This is a genomic window from Nocardioides plantarum, assembly GCF_006346395.1.
GTDB lineage: Bacteria > Actinomycetota > Actinomycetes > Propionibacteriales > Nocardioidaceae > Nocardioides > Nocardioides plantarum.
This window is the reverse complement of sequence record NZ_VDMS01000004.1, coordinates 256,882-279,143: the sequence shown is the minus strand read 5'-3', so window position 1 is coordinate 279,143 and position 22,262 is coordinate 256,882. Positions and strand designations below refer to the sequence as shown.

The window sequence follows — 22,262 nt, the reverse complement described above, 5'->3', positions numbered from 1 at the left end:
CCCCGATCCGACGGCACCTCGGTGGAGTCGACGTGTCGGCTGCGGGGGTCTCGAGGCTCAGGCCTAGCGGCCTTCGCACCTCGACCGACGTGTGGCCCGCACCTCGACCGCCGTGAGCTTGGTCGGGTCGCGTGTCGGCTGCGGGGGTCTCGAGGCTCAGGCCTAGCGGCCTTCGCACCTCGACCGACGTGTGGCCCGCACCTCGACCGCCGTGAGCTTGGTCGGGTCGCGTGTCGGCTGCGGTGGCCTCGAGGCTCGGGCCTTGCGGCCTGCGCACCTCAGTGGCAGGTGCACTCCCCGTCGACGCAGCAGGAACCGCTCGCCCTCGGGGAGGGCGGCACGTCGAGCGAGGGGTTCTCGTCGAAGAAGCCGAAGGGCTTCAGCCACCACGCGACCGTGTCGGCCGGCATCACCGGCCAGTCCTCGGGTCGGGGGACGTGGTGGATGCCGAAGACGTACCAGAGCACGACGTCGGCGTCCTCGAGCGGCTCGTCGTCGGCGACCCAGTCGCTGATGCCGCGCACGTCGGTGGTGGACTGCGTCGGGTAGGCGCCCGCCGGCCAGCGCTCCTCGGGATGGTTGGCCGTGACCCAGACCGTGTGCCCGATCACCGGGGCGCGGTCGAACTGCGGTGCCCCGGCCTCCAGGAACGCCGGGATCGACGCGCTCGGGACGAGCTTGTAGGCGGGGTGGTCGCCGTGCGCGTTGGTGGCGTTCGGGTTGGTCACCTTCCACCCGCGTTGCCTCTCCCAGCTGAAGTCGCGACCCGCCTCGGACTCCGAGCGCACCGGTGTCGCGACCGTGCGCACCGCCAGGCCGTGGGGGTTGTCCGGGCCGATCGGCACCACCTCGGAGTCGACCTCCACCACCGTCTGGGTGGGCCCGTCGACGTCGAGGTCGAGGCGGGCCACGATGAAGTGCTGGTGGATCGGGGCGTACGTCGCGTTGTCGACGCGCGTCCCCGTCTGTGGTGCGCCGGCCTCGAGGTCGTACGGCGTCGTCACCATGATCCCCGTGGCGCGCACCTCGCACTCGATGTTGCCGTCCTGGTAGAAGCGCCAGTAGACGATGTACTCGTAGTTGGCGACGGTCGCGTGGAACGACACCACGAAGCGGCGCATCCGCCGGACCTCCGCGCCCGCGTGCTCGTCGACGTGCTTCCACAGGATCGCGTTGTCCTCCTCGTGGATGCAGATCGCGTTGCCGATGGTGAAGGGCTCACCCTGCGAGTCGTGCAGGGTCGCGTCGAGGTAGGTGATCTCGCCGAGGCAGTCGCAGCCGAGCTCGAGCGAGGTCGTCATGAAGCCGAGGCCCCACTCGCCGATGTCGTAGGCCGTGCGGCGTACGTGCTCGAAGGACGGGTCGCGGTAGGGCACGATCATCTCGGCGAACGACATCCGGTGCGCGACGTCGCGGCCGTCGTAGGACACCGCGTGCAGGGTCAGCCCCTCGCGGTAGTTGAAGCCGACGCGCATCGACCACTTCTGCCACCGCAACTCCTCGCCCTCGAGCGTGAACGAGACGCCCTCGGGCTGGACGATCTGCAGCGGCGCGACGTCGGTGCGCTGCTCGCCGCCCCACTCCTCGGGGACGTACTCGCCCTTGACCTCCGGCATCCCCGGGTCGGGGCCGCGGTCGATCTCGAGGAGCTCGCAGGTGTTCATGTCGACGATCAGCTTCATGCCGGGGACGGGGTGGGCGTAGGGGTTGCCGTGGGGCGTACGCCGGACCCAGATGTCGCACCAGCCCAGACGTCGGTCGGCGTACTGCTCGGGCATCAGCGCCCTGGCGTAGGTCCAGGCGTCGAAGAGCACCAGGTCCATGTCGGTGATGCCGCGCTCGGCCAGCGCGGCCACGACGTCGGGATGCGACTTCATCGCGACGTCGACCTCGTGCCACTCGTCGACGGTGAAGTTGGGGGTCACGCCGGGCACGTCGGTCCACGAGGTCACCCGGTCACCGGTCAGGTCGACCACGGCCTCGGCGGCCTCGTTGCTCGCGCGGTTCCACAGCACGGCGAACGCCGACCGCTCGACCGGGTCGCCGGCGCGCCACCCCTTCACCAGCACCTTGGCGGGCTCAGCGAGCTCGATGCCGGCGAACCGCCAGGAGCCGTCGAGTCCTCGGTCCCGGCGCAGGATCGCGGCGGTGGCGCGGAACTCGTCCGCGCTCAGCGGGGTCAGCGGATGGATCGGAGCCTGCGTGCCCATGTGTTCCCTCTTCCAGTGGTTCGGCCTCGCCTCAGCACACCATCATCGGCGGGCGGGCCAAGGCGTCGGTGTCCGGCACCACGACTGACATCGTCGACCCGTCGACCGAGTGTCCCCGTTCGGGGCGTCGCGTGCCACCGTCGTCCCTACGATTGCGTGATGACATCCCGTGCGGTCGCCGCGTCTGCCGCTCATGCCTCCCTCGCCGAGGCCGAGCCGGCCGTCTTCTGGCTGGCCGACCCCGCGCGCCCGGCCCCTGCGCCCGCCCTGGTCGGGCAGACCACCGCCGACCTGCTGGTCGTGGGCGGCGGCTACTCCGGTCTGTGGGCTGCCCTGCAGGCCAAGGAGGACGACCCGTCGCGCGACGTGCTCGTCGTCGAGGGCCACGAGGTCGGCTGGGGTGCGTCGGGTCGCAACGGCGGCTTCTGCTCGGCCAGCCTGACCCACGGCGAGGCCAACGGCCTCGAGCGGTTTCCCCAGGAGTTCGACACCCTGCAGCGGATGGGCGCGCAGAACCTCGACGGCATCGAGGACACGCTGCGCCGCCACGGCATCGATGCCGAGTGGGAGCGGACGGGCGAGCTCGACCTCGCCACGGCCGCCTGGCAGGTCGACGACCTCCGTCAGCTCGCCGACACGGTCAACGAGAACGGCGGCTCGATGCGGTTCCTCGACGCCGACCAGGCCCGGGCACGCGTCGACTCGCCGACCTACCTCGCGGCCCTCCACGATCCCGACGGCGTGGCCATGGTGCATCCGGCCAAGCTGGCCTGGGGGCTCAAGCGGGCCTGCCTCGACCTCGGCGTCCGGCTGCACGAGCACACGCGCGTCACCGATCTGTCCGGCGACGGGGCGGGCCTGCGGGCGACCACCGACCTCGGTGCGGTGAGGGCCGGCAAGGTCGTGCTGGCGACCAACGCGGAGACCGGGCTGCTCCGGCGGCTGCAGCACTTCATCGTCCCGGTCTACGACTACGTCCTCGTCACCGAGCCGCTCGACGCCGACCAGCTCGCCTCGATCGGCTGGGAGGGGCGCGAGGGCCTCGCCGACGCGGCGAACCAGTTCCACTACTACCGCCTCACCGCCGACAACCGCATCCTGTGGGGCGGCTACGACGCGATCTACCACTACGGCGGCAAGGTGCGCGCGGAGTACGACCACCGCCCCTCGACGTACCGGCTCCTGGCCGAGCAGTTCTTCGAGACCTTCCCGCAGCTCGAGGGACTCGCCTTCACCCACCGCTGGGGCGGCGCGATCGACACGTGCAGCCGTTTCACGGCCTTCTGGGGCACGGCGTACGCCGGTCGGCTGGCCTACGTCGCCGGCTACACCGGTCTCGGCGTCGGAGCCAGCCGCTTCGGGGCGCGCGTGCTCCTCGACCTGGTCGACGGCCTCGACACCGAGCGCACCCGGCTGCACATGGTGCGCAGCAAGCCGCTGCCCTTCCCGCCGGAGCCGATCCGCTTCGGTGCGATCACCGCCACCCGGATGGCGATCGCGGCGGCCGACCGCAACGGCGGGCAGCGCAACCTGTGGCTGCGCACCCTCGACAAGATGGGACTGGGGTTCGAGTCATGAACGCACGTGAGGCGGACGTCATCGTCGTGGGGGCCGGGCTGTCCGGGCTGATCGCGGCGCGCGAGGTGCTGAGGGCCGGTCGCGAGCCGCTCGTGCTGGAGGCCAACGATCGCGTCGGGGGGCGGATCCTCACCGAGGAGCCGGTGCCCGACGTCTTCTTGGAGCTCGGCGCCCAGTGGATCGGCGACACCCACCACCGAATGGAGGCACTCGCCTCCGAGCTCGGGATCGGGCTCTACCAGCAGCTCGAGGACGGTGACACGTCGTACGAGTTCGGCGGGCGGATCCTTCGCGGTGAGGCCTTCCACTCGGCGTACGCCGACGAGGTCGCGCAGGTCGAGCGGGTGCTGCGCACGCTCGACGCGATGGCCGAGAGCGTCGACGTGGCGGCCCCGTGGGCGGCGCCGAGGGCCGACGAGTGGGACCGGATCTCGGTGGGGCAGTGGTACGACCAGCAGGGTCTCTCGGCGGTCGGTCGTGAGCTGCTGGAGATCTGCACGGTCGGCATCCTGGCGGTGCCGACGGTCGAGGTGTCGCTGCTCGGGCTGCTCGTCAACGTCGTCACGTGCGGCGTCACCGCCGACCTCCTCAGCGAGTCGGAGGGCGGCGCGCAGACGAAGCGGTTCGTCGGCGGGACCGGCCAGATCCCGCAGCGCCTGGCCGACGAGCTGGGGGAGCGGGTGGTCCTGGAGTCGCCGGTGCTGACCATCGACGTCGGCGACGGCGTCGTGACGGTCGGCTGTCGCGGCGGCCTCGTGGCGAAGGGCAAGCAGGTCATCGTCGCGCTCGCGCCGACCCTGGCCGGGCGGATCATGTACGACCCGCCGCTGCCGGGCGTGCGCGACCAGCTGACCCAGCGACTGCCGCAGGCGTCTGCCCACAAGTCGTTCGTGCTCTACGACGAGCCCTTCTGGCGCGACGAGGGGCTCAACGCCCAGCTGATCTCCGACGCCGGCCCCGCCCGGATGTCGAACGACTCCTGCATGCCGGAGGGCGACGGCGGTCCCGGCATCATCCTGGCCTTCCTCGAGGGGGAGAACGCGCGGGTCCAGGGACGCTGGCCCGACGAGCAGCGACAGGCCGCCCTCCGCGACGAGCTGGTCCGCCACTTCGGACCGCGGGCGGCGAAGCCCGAGCTGATCGTCGAGGGGGCCTGGGTCGAGCGGCAGTGGACGCGCGGCTGCTACAACGCCAACCCCGGGCCCTGCGGGTGGATCCACTTCGGGGCATCGCTCGCTGAGCCGATCGGGCCGATCAAGTGGGCCGCGACCGAGACCGCGCTCGCCTGGAGCGGCTACATGGAGGGCGCCGTTGACGCCGGCCAGCGGGCCGCGCGGGAGGTGCTGGCCGACCTCGGGTGACGGCACCCGCCCGGTGACGGGGCTAGTTTCGACACGACACGACGGCGCACGACCAGGAGAGGGACATCATGAGCGACGCGAGGACATCCGGACCGGCCTACCAGGTGGTCAACCCGGCGACGGGCAAGGTCGTGGAGACCTTCGACCACGCGACCGACCAGGAGATCGAGTCGGCGCTCGCCGGTGCGCACGCGGCGTACGGCGTCTGGCGCGACGTGCCCATCGCCGAGCGGGCGAGGACGGTCACCAGGATCGGGGAGCTGTTCGCCGAGCGGCGGGACGAGCTGGCCGCGATCGCGACCGAGGAGATGGGCAAGCCGCTGGGCGAGGCTCGCGAGGAGGCGGAGTTCTGCGGTCAGATCTTCGACTACTTCGCGACGGAGGGGCCGGGGCTGGCGGCCGACCAGCCGATCACGACGTTCTCCGGCGGCCAGGCGATGGTCCAGCGGCTCCCCATCGGCCCGCTGCTGGGGATCATGCCGTGGAACTACCCCTTCTACCAGATCGCCCGGTTCGCGGCGCCCAACCTGATGCTGGGCAACACCATCGTGCTCAAGCACGCCGAGTCGGTGCCGCGGTCCGCGCTGGCGGTCCAGCAGATCATGGTCGATGCCGGCCTGCCGGAGGGCGCCTACGTCAACGTGTTCGCCACCTTCGAGCAGATCGAGCAGGTCATCGGCGACCCGCGCATCGCGGGCGTCTCCCTCACCGGCTCGGAGCGTGCGGGATCGGTGGTCGCGGCCATCGCCGGCAAGAACCTGAAGAAGTGCGTGCTCGAGCTCGGCGGCTCCGACCCCTACATCGTCCTCGACACCGACGACGCGGCCGGCGCCGCCGACCTCGCCTGGGACACCCGGATCAGCAACACCGGCCAGGCCTGCAACTCCAACAAGCGCATGATCGTGATGCAGGACGTCTACGACGACTTCGTCGCACGGCTCACCGAGCGGGCCCAGGGCCTGCGGCCCGGTGATCCGGCCGAGGAGGCCGAGGGCACGTTCGCCCCGCTCTCCTCGCGCGCTGCGGCCGAGCTGGTGGCGGCTCAGGTCGACGACGCGGTGAGCAAGGGCGCGACCCTGCACGCCGGGGGAGTGCTCGGGGAGGCACCGGCCGCCTACTACTCACCCGCCGTGCTGACCGGGGTCACCGAGGACATGCGCGCCTATCGCGAGGAGCTCTTCGGGCCGGTGGCCGTGGTCTACGCGGTCTCCGACGACGACGAGGCCCTCACCCTGGCCAACGACAGCGCCTACGGCCTCGGCGGGGCGGTGTTCAGCACCGACACCGAGCGGGCCCGTGGCGTCGCGCAGCGGCTCGAGGTGGGCATGTCCAACGTCAACACCCCGGCCGGGGAAGGCGCCGAGGTGCCGTTCGGTGGCGTCAAGCGCAGTGGCTTCGGTCGCGAGCTCGGGCCGCTGGGCATGGACGAGTTCGTCAACAAGCGGATGTTCTACGTGGCCGACTAGGTGTAGGGCCTGGAACCCACCCCGATGGCCCCTTGACCTGGAGTGCGGTCCAGCTCCTAGCGTCGCAGGCATGAGCACTCCGAAGATCTGGTTCATCACCGGCGCCTCGCGCGGCTTCGGCCGCGAGTGGAGCATCGCGGCCCTCGAGCGTGGCGACCGCGTCGCCGCCACCGCACGCGACACCTCCACCCTCGACGACCTGGTCGAGAAGTACGGCGACGCCGTGCTCCCGATCGAGCTCGACGTCACCGACCACGACGCCGACGTCGCCGCGGTCGGCCGCGCCCACGAGCACTTCGGCCGCCTCGACGTGGTGGTCAACAACGCCGGCTACGGCCACTTCGGCTTCGTCGAGGAGCTCACCGAGGCCGAGTTCCGCGCCCAGATGGAGACCAACGTCTTCGGGGCGATGTGGGTGACCCAGGCCGCGCTGCCGTTCCTGCGCGAGCAGGGCTCGGGCCACATCCTGCAGGTGTCCTCGATCGGCGGCATCTCGGCGTTCCCCCTCGTCGGCGCCTACCACGCGTCGAAGTGGGCCCTGGAGGGCTTCTCGCAGGCCCTGGCCCAGGAGGTCGCCGGCTTCGGCATCCACGTCACCCTCATCGAGCCGGGCGGGTTCGCCACCGACTGGGGCGGGTCCTCGGCCTCCCGCTCGGCCGGGCTCCCGGCGTACGACGCCCTGCGCGAGCAGGTCGCCGAGCAGCGCAAGCAGCGCGGCGGGACCCCGGGCGACCCGACCGCCTCGGCCGCCGCCGTCCTGCGCATCGTCGACGCCGAGGAGCCGCCGCTGCGCGCGTTCCTCGGCTCGGCGCCGCTGGGCATCGCCAAGGCCGACTACGAGTCGCGCCTCGCCACCTGGGAGCAGTGGCAGGACAACGCGGAGCTCGCCCAGGGCTGAGCCCGGCTCAGGTGCCGTCGGCCAGGATGGGCCCGTCCCCACCCCCCGACGGAAGGTCACCGATGCCCATCTCCCTCGACAAGGTCGAGTCCACCGCCCCCGGTCTGGTCTCCCTGGCCAAGACGGCCAAGGTCAGCCTCGAGAAGCGCAACCTGTTCGGCACCAAGGCCAAGGTCGCGGTCGTCATGGACTTCAGCGGCTCGATGTCGCGCGAGTACAGCTCCGGGCGCGTGCAGAACCTCACCGAGCGGATCCTCGCCCTGGCCACCCAGCTCGACGACGACGGCGCGATCGACTTCTTCGTCTTCGACTCCTCAGCGGCCTACCTCGGCGAGGTGCCGCTCGACAACTACGCGGGTGCGGTCACCCGGCTGACCGAGGGCCGGCGGATGGGCACCACCGACTACGCCGGGGCGTTCCGGGTCGTCCGCGACCACTTCGGCTTCGCGCCGCCCAAGCTCGTCCAGCAGGCCGGGGGCGAGAAGAAGGGGCTCTTCGGTCGCAAGAAGAAGGTCGAGGGCGCCGTCGACGTGGCGCTGCCCGACGGCCTGCGCCCGGCCAACGAGCCGGTGTTCGCCATCTTCCTCACCGACGGTGCGCCCAACTCCAAGCCCCAGGCCGTGCAGGCGCTGATCGAGGTGTCGACCGCACCGATCTTCTGGAAGTTCCTGTCCATCGGCGCCGAGTCGTTCGACTTCCTGCAGAAGCTCGACGACCTGCAGGAGCGGGTCATCGACAACGCCGACTACAAGCCGATCGGCTCCATCGACTCCCTGTCCGACGAGGCCCTGATCGACGCCCTGCTCGACGAGTATGGCGAGTACGTCGCCGAGGCCCGCAAGCTCGGCCTCATCGTCTGAGAGTCCCGCTCGATCGACCCGTCGCCCATGGGCGACGGGTCGATGCGACTTCCACGCTGACCCGTCGCCCATGGGCGACGGGTCAGCGTCGGGAGGCGTAGACCCGGCGTACGACGTCCTCGACGTCGGGCTCCTCGATCGCCAGGTCGACGACCTCGGCGTGCTCGGCCACCTGGGCGAGCACGCGTGAGGCGGTGGTGGTGCCGGGGTCGAAGCCCAGCCGTTGGCGCAGGCCGCCGCCCTCGCTGCCGCGGTGGACCGTGCCCTCGACCTCGAGGAGGTCCGGAGTGGGGGCGGCGAGGTCGACGACCATCACCCGCTCGGCGCCCACGGTGGCCGAGAGCCCGGCCAGGGTGCCGTCGAAGACCAACGAGCCGCGGTCGACCAGCAGGATCCGGTCGCAGAGCCGCTCGACGTCGCCCATGTCGTGGGTGGTCAGCAGCAGCGTCGTGCCGTGCTCGCGCCGCTCGGAGACGAGGAACTCGCGCAGCCGCTGCTTCGACAGCACGTCGAGCCCGATGGTGGGCTCGTCGAGGATGACCAGGCGGGGCGAGTGCAGCAGCGCGGCGGCGACCTCGGCCCGCATCCGCTGGCCCAGCGACAGCTGCCGCACGGGCGTGGCGAGGAACTCCTCGAGCTCGAGCCGCTCGACCAGCTCGTCGGTCCGGTCGCGCTCGGCGGCGGGGGACAGGGAGTGGATCGCGGCCAGGATGCGCAGCGACTCGCTCACCGGCAGGTCCCACCAAAGCTGCGTGCGCTGGCCGAAGACCACGCCGACCTCGCGGGCCAGGCGTCGCCGGTCGGGGACCGGCCGGAGCCCGCAGGTGGTCACGCTGCCGCGCGTCGGCACCAGGATGCCGGTGAGCATCTTGATCGTCGTGGACTTGCCGGCCCCGTTGGCGCCGATGTAGCCGACGGCCTCGCCCGCGGTGATCTCGACGGAGAGGTCGTCGACGGCCACGACCGTACGACGCCCCAGGCCGTCGCGGACCCTGAAGTCGCGCCCGAGCGCCTCGGTCCTGATGATCGGGTCGGTGCTGTCGCTCATCCGCCGCCTCCTTGGTAGTGCCTGACGCCGAGCCGCCAGCTCAGCGCCGCGAGGGCCCAGGCCCACACGACGGCGAGCGGGGCGGTCCAGCCGATCCAGTCGGGGAGTCCGAGCCGGCTGGCCCCGTCGAGGTCGAGCAGCGTGACCACCGGCAGGAACGCGGTGAACGCCATCGGGAAGACGAAGCCGAAGACGACCAGCAACGGCCGGCTCCAGACGGTCGCGGGCTGGGTGGCGGCGTAGCGGCCGCCGTACACGAACGCGTTGGTGGTCTCGGCCCCGTCGACGAGGAAGAACTGCGCGCCGGCCGCCCAGACGAACAGGGCGGCGAACGTGAGCGGTGCGCAGACGAGCGACAGCGCCAGCAGGCCGATCGTCGCGGCGTCCCAGGTCAGGTCGTTGACCACCAGGGCGACCACGAGCACGGCGACACCCACCGAGGCGCGCGCGAGGCGGCGCAGCTGCAGGTCGCTGGTCATCAGCTGGAGCAGCAGCGGCTGGGGCCGCAGGTAGAAGACGTCTAGCGTGCCGGCGCGGATGTAGGTCGGGATGGTGTCGCAGTGCCCGGCGACCATGTCGGCCAGCGAGAAGCCGGTGTCGGAGATCGCGAAGACCAGCAGCACGGCGGCGAGGTCGAGACCGCCGATCCGGTCGACCTGGAGGTAGAGCACCGTCACCTCGGCGAGCTCGACGACGCCGACGAGCACGGAGCTGAGCAGGTCGACGCGGAAGCTCGCCCGGTGGCTGCGCTGCGAGCGCATCCGCGAGGCGAGCACGGCGCGGTACGGCGCCGTGCGCGACGAGAGCCGGGTGGAGAGGTCGCTCATCCGCCCTGCACCTCCAGCCGTCGGCGCCCGCTGCGGGTGAGCCACTGGCCGGCCGCGACGGTCGCGACGAGCCAACCGGCCTGGACGAGCACGTGCAGCAAGGCCCCGCCGCCGTCGACGCGGCCGGAGAGGATGTCGGCGGGATACATCAGCATCGACGGGAACGGCGTCGCGCTCACGACGGCGTACAACCAGGTGGGGAGGAACCAGATCGGCAGGAACAGCCCGGCGAAGAACCCCGACACGATCATGTAGAGCACCTGCAGCCCGCGGGTCTCGACCAGCCAGAACCCCGCGGTCGCCAGCAGGTAGACGGTCGTGGCGGAGACGGTGATCGCCAGCAGGACGCTGACCGCGCCGAGGGGGTAGGCCGCCACGTCGTCGGGAGCCGGTACGCCGACCACGAGGACGCCGATGGTCAGCGTCGGCAGCCCGCGGGGGAGGAAGGCGAACAGCGAGCGGCCGACCTCGGTGGCCACGAAGGCCCCCTGCACGTCGACCGGGCGCAGGAAGTCCACCGCGACGTCGCCGGTGCGGATGCGCTCGGCGAGATCGGTGCGTCCGTTGAGGTTGACCGAGCCGAGCATCGCCTGACTGATCCAGACGTAGGCGCTCACGGCGCCGATGTCGTAGCCCTCGAGCTCGCCACCAGCGGCCCGGACCGCGGCGAAGAGGATCGCCACCTTGAGGAACCCGAACGTGGTGTTGGCGACCAGCCCGCCGAGCGCGGCGAGCCGATAGGTCGACTGGCGCCGGAAGCCCGCGACGAGGAGCCGCCAGTGGACCCGCCCGGTGTCGCGCACAAGCGCGAGAACCTACTCGGGCCGGGCGGCGCCGCCAAGTCGTGCGGGATTCTTCTCGACCTCGTGTATCTTGATGTCAAGAGATAACGACCAGACGCAGCGTGGCTGGTTAGGCCTGCCTTACTACCGCCCGGCTTCGCGGCGGCGGCAGGATGAGAGCCACACGAGCACCTAGAGGAGACGGCTGATGCCCAGCAAGGACAGCTTCGGCGCCAAGAGCACCCTCGACGTCGACGGGACGTCGTACGAGATCTTCCGACTCGATGCGGTGAGCGGTGACGGACTCGACGTCGCCAGCCTGCCGTTCAGCCTCAAGGTGCTGCTGGAGAACCTCCTGCGCACCGAGGACGGCGCCGACATCACGGCCGACGACATCAAGGCGATTGCCGGGTGGGACGCCGACGCCGACCCGAGCAAGGAGATCCAGTTCACGCCAGCGCGCGTGATCATGCAGGACTTCACCGGCGTCCCCTGCGTCGTCGACCTCGCCACCATGCGTGAGGCGATGGCCGACCTCGGCGGCGACCCGACCAAGATCAACCCGCTCGCGCCGGCCGAGATGGTCATCGACCACTCCGTCATCGCCGATGTCTTCGGCACCCCCGAGGCGTTCGAGCGCAACGTCGAGATCGAGTACGAGCGCAACCGCGAGCGCTACCAGTTCCTGCGCTGGGGCCAGGGTGCCTTCGACGACTTCAAGGTCGTCCCGCCCGGCACCGGCATCGTCCACCAGGTCAACATCGAGCACCTGGCGCGCACGATCTTCACCCGCACCGTCGACGGCGAGCTGCAGGCCTACCCCGACACCTGCGTCGGCACCGACTCCCACACCACCATGGTCAACGGCATCGGCGTGGTCGGCTGGGGCGTCGGCGGCATCGAGGCCGAGGCCGCGATGCTCGGCCAGCCGGTCTCCATGCTCATCCCGCGCGTCGTCGGCTTCAAGCTCAACGGCGACCTGCCCGAGGGCGCGACCGCGACCGACCTGGTGCTCACGATCACCGAGATGCTGCGCAAGCACGGCGTCGTCGGCAAGTTCGTCGAGTTCTACGGCCCCGGTGTCTCGGCCCTGCCGCTGGCCAACCGGGCCACCATAGGCAACATGAGCCCCGAGTTCGGCTCGACCATCGCGGTCTTCCCGATCGACGAGCAGACCATCGACTACCTGAAGCTCACCGGCCGTGCGCCGGAGCAGCTGGCGCTCGTCGAGGCCTACGCCAAGGAGCAGGGCCTCTGGCACGACCCGTCCGCCGAGCCGCGCTACTCCGAGAAGCTCGAGCTCGACGTCTCCACCGTCGTGCCGTCGCTCGCCGGCCCCAAGCGTCCGCAGGACCGCGTCTCGCTCTCCGACGCCAAGCAGTCGTTCCGCGGCGCGCTGGCCGACTACGTCGACGAGTCCGGCGAGGAGAACGGCTACGACGAGTCCGTCGCCGAGACCTTCCCGGCCTCCGACCCCGTCTCCGGCAACGGTCACGGCGAGGCCGCCCCGCCGACCGACTACCTGTCGGCCGCGCCCAAGGACGGCGGGCGCCCGAGCAACCCGATCGAGGTCACGCTCGAGGACGGCACCCAGTTCACGCTCGACCACGGCGCGGTCACCATCGCCGCCATCACGTCGTGCACCAACACCTCCAACCCGTCGGTGATGATCGGTGCGGCCCTGCTGGCCAAGAAGGCCGTCGAGAAGGGCCTGACCCGCAAGCCGTGGGTCAAGACCACGCTCGCGCCCGGCTCCAAGGTCGTCAGCGACTACTACGACAAGTCGGGCCTGACGCCCTACCTCGACAAGCTCGGGTTCAACCTCGTCGGCTACGGGTGCACCACCTGCATCGGCAACTCCGGCCCGCTCATCCCCGAGGTCTCGGCCGCGGTCAACGAGGCCGACCTCGCGGTCGTCTCGGTGCTCTCGGGCAACCGCAACTTCGAGGGTCGGATCAACCCCGACATCAAGATGAACTACCTGGCGTCGCCGCCGCTGGTCGTGGCCTACGCCCTGGCCGGCTCGATGGACGTCGACCTGTTCAAGGACCCGCTGGGCCAGGACACCGACGGCAACGACGTCTACATGAAGGACATCTGGCCGACGCCGACCGAGGTCGAGGAGACCATCGCGCAGGCGATCAACTCGAAGATGTTCGACGACTCCTACGCCGACGTGTTCGCCGGCGACGAGGCGTGGCAGTCGCTCCCCACGCCCGAGGGCAAGACGTTCGCCTGGGACCCCGAGTCGACCTACGTCCGCAAGCCTCCCTACTTCGACGGGATGCCGGCCGAGCCGACGCCGGTCACCGACATCGAGGGCGCCCGGGTGCTCCTCAAGCTCGGCGACTCGGTCACCACCGACCACATCAGCCCGGCCGGTGCGATCAAGAAGGACAGCCCGGCGGGCACCTACCTCGCCGAGCACGGTGTGCAGCAGCGTGACTTCAACTCCTACGGCTCGCGCCGCGGCAACCACGAGGTCATGATCCGCGGCACCTTCGCCAACATCCGGCTGCGCAACCAGATCGCCCCCGGCACCGAGGGCGGCTTCACGCGCGACTTCACCCAGGACGACGCTCCCGTCACCTCGATCTACGAGGCCTCCGAGGCGTACGCCGCCGCGGGCATCCCCCTCGTGGTCCTGTGCGGCAAGGAGTACGGCTCGGGCTCCTCGCGCGACTGGGCCGCCAAGGGCACCTCGCTGCTCGGCGTCCGCGCCGTCATCGCCGAGTCCTACGAGCGCATCCACCGCTCCAACCTGATCGGCATGGGCGTCATCCCGCTGCAGTTCCCGGAGGGCCAGAACGCCGAGTCGCTCGGCCTGACCGGCGAGGAGACCTTCGCGATCTCGGGCATCACCGAGCTCAACGAGGGTCGCACGCCCACGACGGTCAAGGTCACCGCCACCGGTGGGGCCCAGCCCGTCGAGTTCGACGCGGTCGTCCGCATCGACACCCCCGGTGAGGCCAACTACTACCGCAACGGCGGCATCATGCAGTACGTCCTGCGCAACCTGCGGGCCCAGTCGGCCTGACCCGGCCCCGCTTCGTCACGCGACGCGCCGTCGTCCTCCTCGGAGGGCGGCGGCGCTTGTCGTACGCGGGCCTACCGGCGCTCGGCTCGCCTGCCGAGCAGGTCGGCCAGGGCCGACACGTCGTCGACGACGACGTCGAACCGGTCGTCCTGCGACGGTCGCTCGGCACCGGGGCGGGCGACGTACGCCGTACGGAAGCCGTGCTCGGCCGCGGCGCGCAGGTCCCACGGGTGCGCAGCGGCGAACAACGTCCGCGCCGGGTCGAGGCGCAGCGCGTCGATCGCGTACCGGTACGCCGCGGGATCGGGCTTGAAGGTGGCCACGGCCCCGGTGGACAGGGCGAGGTCCCAGCTGATGGCGTTGCGGTGGGCGAGCCGGGCCAGGGCGTCGAGGTCGCCGTTGCTCACTCCGACGACGAGCCGGCTGCGACGCAGGGCGGCGGTGCCGGGCGCCACGTCGGGCCATGCCGGGTAGTCGGAGTCGAGGTCGGCCACCAGGTCCAGGGCGGCGGACGTCGGGTCTCCTCCGGTGCTCGCGACCGCCTCGCGCGCGGAGTCGCCGACCAGCTGGCGGTGCGGTCGCCAGGGAGCGTCACCGGCCACGACGGCGCTCATGTGTCGCTCCAAGGTGTCCACCCAGCTCGTGAGCAGGTCCGCGGTCGGGTCGACGCCGGCCCCGACCGCCAGGCGATCGGCGACGCTCGCCCAGGTCGCGTCCTCGTCGACGAGGGTGCCGATGACGTCGAAGACGACGGCGTCGACCTGGTCGGGGTCCAGCGGAATCAGCTCCACGGACGGCACACAACCAGATCGCGTTTGCCCGACCCGTGGGCGGGGGCAGGGGGCCGGCATGCGCAACCCCTTCCGTCGCCCCTCCTCCGAGCCTGAGCAGCCCGAGCAGCCCGAGCAGCCCGAGCAGCCCGAGCAGCCCGAGCAGACGAGGCGGGCCCTGACCGCCGAGGACGAGGCCGACCTGCACGAGGTCGCGCGCGAGCTCGTCCAGCCGGGGTTCACCGACCGCGACGAGGTCGTGCTGGCGCTGGAGGACTACCTGGCGGACGTCGATCCGGTGGCCGTCGCCGAGGCGGCCGCGCGGATCGCCTCCCAGGAGTGGGCCCGCCGCGAGGCCGAGCTCGCCGCCGCACCGGGCACGGGCGACTACGCGCGGCTCGCGGCGGCCTTCGAGGCGTTGGAGTCCGAGGGCGTCCTGGCCCGGATGGCGTTCACCTGCTGCAACACCTGCGGCACCACCGAGATCGACGACGAGCGCACGCCGGTCGAACCGGCCGCGGGCTCGACGTACGGCTTCGCGCAGTGGGCCTACACGTTCTTCCACCAGCAGGACGCCGAGCGGCTGGGCGACCCGGAGTCCCCGCTGTACCTCACCTACAGCGCCTTCCGGCCCGCACCCGGCGTCGACCCCGCCGACCTGGCCGCGTCACGGGACGGGGACGCGGACGCCCGCCGCCGGGTCGTCGAGCAGACCGACCGGATCGTGGGCGAGCTGGTGCGCGACGCCCTGGTGGCGCAGGGCCTCGAGGTCACCTGGGACGGCTCGCCGACCCAGCGGATCCAGGTCGCGGTGCCCGACTGGCGCAAGCCGCTGCCGGTCGACTGACGTTCTCCACCGACGCACCCCTCCCTCGGGGGTGCTCGTGACGTGGTCAAGGGTGAGAGACCCGAGGAGGGCCCCATGACCACGCTGCACGACCGCCTGCACGAGCTCGCCGACGACGCGCCGGACGGTGCCGGAGCGCCCGACGCCTGGGCGCGAGGCGTCCGGGAGCACCGCGTACGCCGAGCCGGCGTCGCGGCCATCGTGGCGCTGGCCGTCATCGGCCTCGGGGTCACGCTCGTCTCGTGGCGGCAGCAGGCGGCACCCACGCCGGCACCGGCCGCACCCGGGGCGACCGCGGTCCTGCCTGACGAGATCTTCCGCCCGAGCCCGTGGCTGCCCGGCACCGACGACGAGGGGCCGCTTGGGCAGCTCGTCGCGGTTGTTGCCGGTGAGCGCAAGAGCTGGACCGGGAGTGAGTCAGGCATCGTCGGTATCTCGGCGGCCACGCAGCGGTACCGGTTCCTCGACCTTCCGTCGTACGGCGGCGGCGCGGCACTGTCGCCCGACGGCCGGCACGTCGCGTGGTGGACGACGGGCTCCCCGTCGGGCACGCCCAACACCGGGTTCGGGACGTCGCTCACCGGCTACGCCGTCTACGACACCGTCTCCGAGGAGGTGGTGCGGCACGAGGTGTCGACGAAGCACGGGATCGATCCCTCCGCCCTCGCCTGGGCCGACAACCGCCGGGTCGTCGCCGCCTACGGCCAGATCCTGGCCGGTGACGACGGCTCCGAGATGGACCAGGGCACCTCGGTCGAGCACCACGTCGAGACCTGGCTGCCGGGGGACGACGTTCTGGTCCTGCCCGGGCCGGTGACTGGCCTGGAGTCGGCGGCGGGCGACGGGGTACTGCTCGTCGACCACGGTGACCGGTATGCCGTCGTCGACGCCAGGACGGGGCGGACGCTCCGGCTCCTCCGTGCTGAAGGTGGGCCCTCAGGCGGCCCGGTGCTCGCGCCGGGGGCAGAGACCTACGCGGTCCAGAGGGGATCCTCGACCCCGACCGGCGTCACCGTGGGGTCGGTCGAGTCCCCGAGGGACGCCGCGGTCATCCCGGGTGCCGAGGAGACCTACGGCATCGTCGGCTGGGCCGGCCCGGACGCCGTGCTGGTGCTGCAGGGGGAGGCCGACGGGGGCAACCTCTCCACCGGCACCCGTCTCGTCCGCCTCGCCCTCGACGGCACCTCGACCGGATCGATCGTGGTCTCGGACGTCGAGTGGCCGGCGGTCAGCCTCGCCGCCGACCTGCTGGACGCGCCGATCGTCGCGGCCGAGGCGCCTCCCACCCCCATGGACCCGCGGCTCGTCGCGGGACTGAGCGCCGGCGTGGTGCTGGCCGCCGGCATCGTGCTCCTCGTCTGGAGGCGACGACGTGTCCGCGTCCGCTGACCGCGCCGGCTTCGAGGAGTACGTCGCCGCTCGACGCCGCGCGCTGCTGCGCACGGCGTACCTGCTGACCGGTGACCACGCCGACGCCGAGGACCTCGTCCAGACGGCGCTGATCAAGGTCGTGCCGCACTGGCGCAAGATCGCCGACGACCCGGAGCCGTACGTGCGGCGGGTCCTGGCCCGCGAGAGCGTGTCCCGTTGGCGCCGGCGGCGCTGGCGTGAGGTGGCGACCGAGGCGATGCCCGAGGGCGCGTCGTCCTCCGGCCTCGCCGAGCACGTCGTCGAGCGGGACGCGGTGCGCCAGGGGCTGCTGGCGCTGGCGCCCCGGCAGCGAGCGGTGGTCGTGCTGCGCTACTTCGACGACCTCACCGAGCGTGAGACGGCCGACGTCCTGGGCATCGCCGTCGGGACGGTCAAGTCGCAGGCGAGGGACGCGCTCGCCGTGCTGCGGCGGCGGCTGCCGTCCCTCGACGCCCTCGAGGAGGTCGGCTGACGCCGCGATGCCGGTCGCAGGCGCGGGCAGCCACCACGCCCCCCGCACCGACGTACGCCGCCCCGCGGCGCGCCGGGACGACGGGGTTGCCGACGGCTCGCGGTCGGGCCCGAGACGATGGGTCCGTGACCACGCGCCCCCACCTCGTGACCCGTGCCGCGCTGCCCCTGCTGCTGGCGGCCCTGGCCCTCGGCGCCGCCGCCTGCAGCGACGACGAGCCCGGAGCCGACCCGACCGAGACCGTGACCGTCACCGTCCCGGCGCCCACCGGGTCGACCTCGCAGCCGCCGAGCGAGGCACCCACCGACGACCCCACCGCCTCGGAGTCGGGGTCGGCCGATCCCGGTGCCGGCCCTGCGACGTACGACGACGCGCTGGCCCTGTTCGACGCGGCGGTCCGCGAGCCCCGGGACCTGACCCGGTTCGAGACCGAGGCCGGCACCTACTGCCTGCTCGACTCCGACGCCGAGATCGGCTGCGAGCTGCCCTCCGGCGGCATCCCCGACCCCGACTACTGCGGCTCCGACGGGGCCAGCCAGAACGTCGGCCGGATCACCTTCGACCCGACCGGCCAGGCCGACCCGCTCCCGGTGTGCAACAGCGACACGATCCGCGAGCCCGACGCGCCCGTGGTCGAGGTCGGCGCGGTCGCGGCCTCCTCGGCGACCGGCATCGAGTGCCTCGTCGAGGACGCGGGCGTCACCTGCCTGGACCGCACCCGCAGCCAGGGCTTCTTCCTGGGACCCGACTCCTACCGGGTCCTGACCGGGTCCTGACCGGGTCCTGACCGGGTCCTGACCGCCGGCCGACCGCAGGCTGGCCCCGGCTCGGTAGCGTGACCGCATGATCGTCGCCTTCAGCATCAGCCCCACCAGCGGGGACGCCGACGGGGGAGTGGCCGAGGCCGTCGCCGCCGCGGTGCGCGTGGTCCGCGAGTCGGGCCTGCCCCACGAGACCAACGCGATGTTCACCAACATCGAGGGCGAGTGGGACGAGGTGATGGACGTCGTCAAGCGCGCCGTCGACGTCGTCGCCGCGGTCTCGCCGCGGGTCGGGCTCGTGCTCAAGGCCGACATCCGTCCGGGCCGCACCGGCGAGATGACCGCCAAGCTCGACCGGCTCGAGGCGGCCCTGGCCGACGACCAGAACGGCGACGGGTGAACCGCGCGCTGGTCGGTCTGATCGGCGTGCTCGCGGTGGCCATCGTGGCCGTCGCGGTGGTGCTGCTGGTGCGCGACGACGAGGAGAGGCCCGAGGCCGACATCGTGGGCCTGCAGCGGTTCTCCGACCTCGGCAACGCCCACGTCGAGACCGCCGTCGACTACGAGCAGTCGCCCCCGGTGGGCGGTGACCACGTCGGCGCCTGGCTCGACTGCGGCGTCTACACCGACCCGGTCGCCGACGAGCTCGCCGTGCACAACCTCGAGCACGGCGGCATCTGGCTCGCCTACGACGCGACCGCCCTCGACGAGTCCCAGGTCGCCGCGCTGGCCGAGCAGGTGCCCGACAACGGCATCATGACGCCGTACGACGGTCTCGAGAGCCCCGTGGTCGTGTCGTCGTGGGAGCGGCAGGTCGCACTCGACGGGCCTGACGACCCGCGCCTGGTGACGTTCGTCGACACCTACGAGAACAACCCGATCGCCCCCGAGTCCGGCCTGGTCACCTGCACGGGCGGGGTCGGCGCGGCCGACGCCGCCTCGGTCGCCGAGCAGCTCGGCCTGTGAGCATGCGCAGCGAGACCCGCAGCTATCGCACCGGGGGCCGTGAGGTCGTCCTCGACCTGACGTCCGACGCGGCCGACGTCGTGGCCGGCGGCGGCGACGGGATCCTGCAGGTCTTCGTGCCGCACGCCACCTGCGGGATCGCGATCATCGAGACCGGTGCCGGCTCCGACGACGACCTGCTCGCCGCACTCGGCGACCTGCTGCCGGCCGACGACCGCTGGCGGCACCGCCACGGCAGCCCGGGCCACGGCCGTTCGCACGTGATGCCCGCGATCGTGCCGCCGCACGCGACGGTGCCGGTGCTCGGCGGGCGGCTCGCCCTCGGTACCTGGCAGAGCATCTGCCTGGTCGACCTCAACGTCGACAATGCTGTGCGCGAGGTCCGCTTCAGCCTCCTCGGCTGACGCCGCACGCTCACCGGGGCACGTCGCGGAACCACGCGGCCCGGTCGAGCGGGTCGGGCCCGTGCCGCCGACGGCGCGGGGCGACCCCGGCGACCGGTGCGTGGTGGTCCAGGCCGGTCACCAGGACGCCCTCCCCGCCGGTCAGGTCGGGCAGCCGGGCGGCGACGTCCGGCACCGCCGTCGACGGCAGGTGGCCCACCAGGCGCGCGTAGCCACCGCTCGTCGCGGTCTCGAGCAGCACCGCGCCGAGGCGCCCCAGCAGCCCGGCCACGGCGGCGTACGCCGTCTCGGGCAGGTCGAGCTCGAACCGGTCGACCGGGCGACACACCCGGGTGCGAGCCCCGGCCAGCGCGGCCGCGACCACGACCGGCGCGAGGTGGCGGAAGTCTGCGGCCACCGTCGAGATCGACTTGTCGAACCTCTGGTGCGGGCGGCTCTGCCGCGGCCAGTACGCCGACGACGTCATCGTCACCACGCAGTCGGTCACCTCCCAGCCGTGGGGTCCCTGGCGCAGCGCTGCCCGGACGCCCTCCTCGGTGGCCGCCACGAAGGCCGGCGGGAGGTTGCCGCGCTCGACGCCGGGGGAGAAGCCCACGCCGTGCCCCACTGTCGCCGCCTCGATGCGCAGCCCCAGCCCGGCGAGGTAGGGGTTGTCGGCCACCAGGATCTGCTCCGTCGCCGTGCCGGTGCCCACCACGCGCTCGAGGCAGACGACCGAGGTCTGCAGGAACCGGACGCGGACGTCGTACCGCTCCTCGAGGAGCGCGGCGAGCACCTCCTTCTGCACCTCGCCGTGCAGGCTGACGGCCGCCTCGCCGTCGACCTCGTCGAGGCGCAGGTCGATGAGGGGGTCCTCGTCGGCGAGCTCGGTCAGCCCGGCGTAGAGCGCCGTGCGCCGGGTGGGGTCCTCGGGCTCGACGAGGGCCTGCAGCGTGGCCGGGGTGAACCGGTGCGTACGCCGTGCGGGCGGCCGCCCGGTCGTGTCCCCGATCCGCGCCGCCGGCCCGCGCACGACGGCGATCTGCCCGGCCCGAGCCACCCCCGCACGTAGGCCGTCGGGGCCGTCGGGGGAGCTGACGGCGACCTCGGTCAGCCGTGCGGGCTCGCCGGCGCCGAAGGCCACCCGGTCGCGCACCCGCAGCTCGCCGGCCCACAGTCGCACCCAGGCCCGCCGTCCACGCTCGTCGCGGTCGACGGCGAAGACGGTCCCGGCGAGCGCGCCCGTCGACGTCTCGGCCCGAGGGAGCAGGGAGGCGAGCGCGGCGCGCAGCCCCGGCAGGCCAGCGCCGGTGATCGCCGATCCACACAGCAGTGGCGTCAGGCTGCCGTCGCGGACCCCACGGCGCAGCGCGTCCGCGACCTGGGTCGGGTGCTGAGCCCGGTCAGTCGCCCACCGCTGGAGCACGCCGTCGTCGGCCTCGGCGACGGCGGTCACGACCGACTCGTCGTCGTAGGGCACCTCGGTCACCCGGGCGGCACGGGTGCCGGCCCCCTGCACGCGGCTCAGCGGGACGACGTACGGCGTGAGGCGGCGGCGCACCTGCTCGACGACCCGGTCGACGTCGGCGCCGGAGCGGTCGACCTTGTTGACGAACAGCACGGTCGGCACGCCGATGCGCTGCAGGGCGCGCCAGATCACCACGGTCTGCGGCTGCACGCCCTCGACCGAGGACAGCACGAGGACGGCCGCGTCGAGCACGCCCAGCGAGCGCTCGACCTCGGCGATGAAGTCGGGGTGGCCGGGGGTGTCGAGGAGGTTGACCACGAGCGGGTCGACGTCGGCGTCCCACCGGAACGACGTCACCGCGGCCCGGATCGTGATGCCACGGCGCCGCTCGAGGTCGAGCGAGTCGGTGCGGGTCGTGCCGGCATCGACGCTGCCGGGCGCGTCGATCGCGCCGGCCTCGTAGAGCAGGCGCTCGGTCAGGCTCGTCTTGCCGGCGTCAACGTGCGCGACGATCCCGAGGTTGAGGGTGGGCAGGGGCAGGGTCACGGGGCAGCTCCACGGAAGGACGGAAAAGGGTCCGGGGCGTGGTGGCTGCGCGCATGGGTGCTCCTGGGTCGGGACGGGGGTCGCGCTCGGGTGGCGACGCGGCGACGCTGGCACGTGGTGGGGCTCCCGGTCCAACGAATTCCGGGTCGCCTCGAACACGCGTTCGACTACAGTGGGGACCATGACGTCCCTCGTGGTGCCGCCCGGCTGGCCCGCCGCCGTCCGTCCGCCCGACGCGCCGCGCTGGGAGGTCACCGCCGAGTCCTGGCTGCTCGACCTGAGCCCGCCCGAGTACCGCTCCTACCCCACACTGCGTCGCCACGTGGTCCTGCTCGCCCGCTTCGCGGTGCTGCACGTCGAGGCGATGCAGGCCGCCTGCCAGCAGGGCCTCAGCCAGGCGCGCGGCGAGCTGCGCCACGTCGCGCCGCCCGACGTGGTCGACGAGGCGGTGCAGACCTGGCTGACCGAGGACGCGCGCCTGTCCGCCGTACGCCGCGAGGTCGGCCTGGTCGAGGACGCCTTGCGCGGCACCCGCTACCGCGCCCGGCTCTAGGTCGTCGGGTCGTCGGGTC

General features: G+C 72.4%; 20 protein-coding genes. 14 read left to right on the top strand and 6 right to left on the bottom strand.

The features are described from left to right. Positions 1-278 precede the first annotated feature (278 nt). Positions 279-2,210: a primary-amine oxidase gene (locus FJQ56_RS17560; protein WP_140010883.1), complete on the bottom strand. Its 1,932-nt coding sequence runs from the start codon at positions 2,208-2,210 to the stop codon at positions 279-281. A gap of 159 nt (positions 2,211-2,369) precedes the next feature. Here FJQ56_RS17560 and FJQ56_RS17555 point away from each other — a divergent pair, with 159 nt between their 5' ends. From FJQ56_RS17555 to FJQ56_RS17535, 5 genes are all read left to right on the top strand, one after another. Continuing rightward, the gene (locus tag FJQ56_RS17555; RefSeq protein WP_140010882.1) at positions 2,370-3,788 is read left to right on the top strand and encodes an NAD(P)/FAD-dependent oxidoreductase; all 1,419 of its coding nucleotides are present in this window, start codon (positions 2,370-2,372) and stop codon (positions 3,786-3,788) included. Further along, positions 3,785-5,149, top strand: a complete 1,365-nt coding sequence (locus FJQ56_RS17550) for a flavin monoamine oxidase family protein (RefSeq protein ID WP_140010881.1) — start codon at positions 3,785-3,787, stop codon at positions 5,147-5,149. Before FJQ56_RS17555 ends, FJQ56_RS17550 begins: the two co-directional genes overlap by 4 nt. Positions 5,150-5,217: 68 nt before the next feature. Then, the gene (locus tag FJQ56_RS17545; protein ID WP_140010880.1) at positions 5,218-6,615 is read left to right on the top strand and encodes an NAD-dependent succinate-semialdehyde dehydrogenase; all 1,398 of its coding nucleotides are present in this window, start codon (positions 5,218-5,220) and stop codon (positions 6,613-6,615) included. A 70-nt stretch (positions 6,616-6,685) separates the two neighbouring features. Further along, positions 6,686-7,513 (top strand): SDR family oxidoreductase, encoded by an 828-nt coding sequence (locus FJQ56_RS17540; protein ID WP_140010879.1) that lies wholly within the window; start codon positions 6,686-6,688, stop codon positions 7,511-7,513. Between the two features lie 62 nt (positions 7,514-7,575). Next, entirely contained in the window at positions 7,576-8,373 is a 798-nt protein-coding gene (locus tag FJQ56_RS17535; protein WP_170215451.1) for a VWA domain-containing protein, read from the top strand. Positions 8,374-8,455: 82 nt separating this feature from the next. On the opposite strand, the gene FJQ56_RS17530 is transcribed toward FJQ56_RS17535, so the two are convergent. From FJQ56_RS17530 to FJQ56_RS17520, 3 genes are read right to left on the bottom strand one after another with little or no spacing between them, the layout of a single operon-like run. Next, on the bottom strand, positions 8,456-9,421 hold the full coding sequence (locus FJQ56_RS17530) for an ABC transporter ATP-binding protein (RefSeq protein WP_140010877.1): 966 nt from the start codon (positions 9,419-9,421) through the stop codon (positions 8,456-8,458). Next, entirely contained in the window at positions 9,418-10,248 is an 831-nt protein-coding gene (locus FJQ56_RS17525) for an ABC transporter permease (protein ID WP_140010876.1), read from the bottom strand. Before FJQ56_RS17525 ends, FJQ56_RS17530 begins: the two co-directional genes overlap by 4 nt. Further along, complete coding sequence (locus FJQ56_RS17520; RefSeq protein ID WP_140010875.1) at positions 10,245-11,051, bottom strand: ABC transporter permease; 807 nt, start codon at positions 11,049-11,051, stop codon at positions 10,245-10,247. Before FJQ56_RS17520 ends, FJQ56_RS17525 begins: the two co-directional genes overlap by 4 nt. 187 nt (positions 11,052-11,238) lie before the next feature. Here FJQ56_RS17520 and FJQ56_RS17515 point away from each other — a divergent pair, with 187 nt between their 5' ends. Further along, entirely contained in the window at positions 11,239-14,067 is a 2,829-nt protein-coding gene (locus FJQ56_RS17515; protein ID WP_140010874.1) for an aconitate hydratase, read from the top strand. Between the two features lie 71 nt (positions 14,068-14,138). On the opposite strand, the gene FJQ56_RS17510 is transcribed toward FJQ56_RS17515, so the two are convergent. Next, positions 14,139-14,858 (bottom strand): haloacid dehalogenase type II, encoded by a 720-nt coding sequence (locus tag FJQ56_RS17510; protein WP_170215450.1) that lies wholly within the window; start codon positions 14,856-14,858, stop codon positions 14,139-14,141. 58 nt (positions 14,859-14,916) lie between these two features. Here FJQ56_RS17510 and FJQ56_RS17505 point away from each other — a divergent pair, with 58 nt between their 5' ends. From FJQ56_RS17505 to FJQ56_RS17475, 7 genes are all read left to right on the top strand, one after another. Continuing rightward, complete coding sequence (locus tag FJQ56_RS17505) at positions 14,917-15,684, top strand: DUF6891 domain-containing protein (RefSeq protein ID WP_211351144.1); 768 nt, start codon at positions 14,917-14,919, stop codon at positions 15,682-15,684. A gap of 75 nt (positions 15,685-15,759) precedes the next feature. Then, entirely contained in the window at positions 15,760-17,073 is a 1,314-nt protein-coding gene (locus FJQ56_RS17500; protein WP_140010872.1) for a hypothetical protein, read from the top strand. Continuing rightward, positions 17,057-17,566, top strand: a complete 510-nt coding sequence (locus tag FJQ56_RS17495; protein WP_140010871.1) for a SigE family RNA polymerase sigma factor — start codon at positions 17,057-17,059, stop codon at positions 17,564-17,566. The genes FJQ56_RS17500 and FJQ56_RS17495 overlap by 17 nt, the downstream gene beginning before the upstream one ends. A gap of 125 nt (positions 17,567-17,691) precedes the next feature. Further along, positions 17,692-18,342, top strand: a complete 651-nt coding sequence (locus FJQ56_RS17490; RefSeq protein WP_140010870.1) for a hypothetical protein — start codon at positions 17,692-17,694, stop codon at positions 18,340-18,342. 67 nt (positions 18,343-18,409) lie between these two features. Beyond that, positions 18,410-18,727 (top strand): thiamine-binding protein, encoded by a 318-nt coding sequence (locus tag FJQ56_RS17485; RefSeq protein ID WP_140010869.1) that lies wholly within the window; start codon positions 18,410-18,412, stop codon positions 18,725-18,727. Further along, the gene (locus FJQ56_RS17480) at positions 18,724-19,293 is read left to right on the top strand and encodes a thioredoxin-like domain-containing protein (protein ID WP_140010868.1); all 570 of its coding nucleotides are present in this window, start codon (positions 18,724-18,726) and stop codon (positions 19,291-19,293) included. The genes FJQ56_RS17485 and FJQ56_RS17480 overlap by 4 nt, the downstream gene beginning before the upstream one ends. Before the next feature lie 2 nt (positions 19,294-19,295). Continuing rightward, positions 19,296-19,697 carry a YjbQ family protein gene (locus tag FJQ56_RS17475; RefSeq protein WP_140010867.1) on the top strand — a complete coding sequence of 134 codons (402 nt, stop codon included), beginning with the start codon at positions 19,296-19,298 and terminating at the stop codon, positions 19,695-19,697. Between the two features lie 10 nt (positions 19,698-19,707). On the opposite strand, the gene FJQ56_RS17470 is transcribed toward FJQ56_RS17475, so the two are convergent. Continuing rightward, positions 19,708-21,690 carry an elongation factor G gene (locus FJQ56_RS17470; RefSeq protein ID WP_211351143.1) on the bottom strand — a complete coding sequence of 661 codons (1,983 nt, stop codon included), beginning with the start codon at positions 21,688-21,690 and terminating at the stop codon, positions 19,708-19,710. Positions 21,691-21,871: 181 nt separating this feature from the next. On the opposite strand from FJQ56_RS17470, the gene FJQ56_RS17465 reads away from it, so the two are divergent. Beyond that, a complete protein-coding gene (locus tag FJQ56_RS17465; protein WP_140010866.1) occupies positions 21,872-22,243 on the top strand; it encodes a hypothetical protein in 372 nt (123 codons plus the stop codon). Positions 22,244-22,262: the final 19 nt, after the last annotated feature.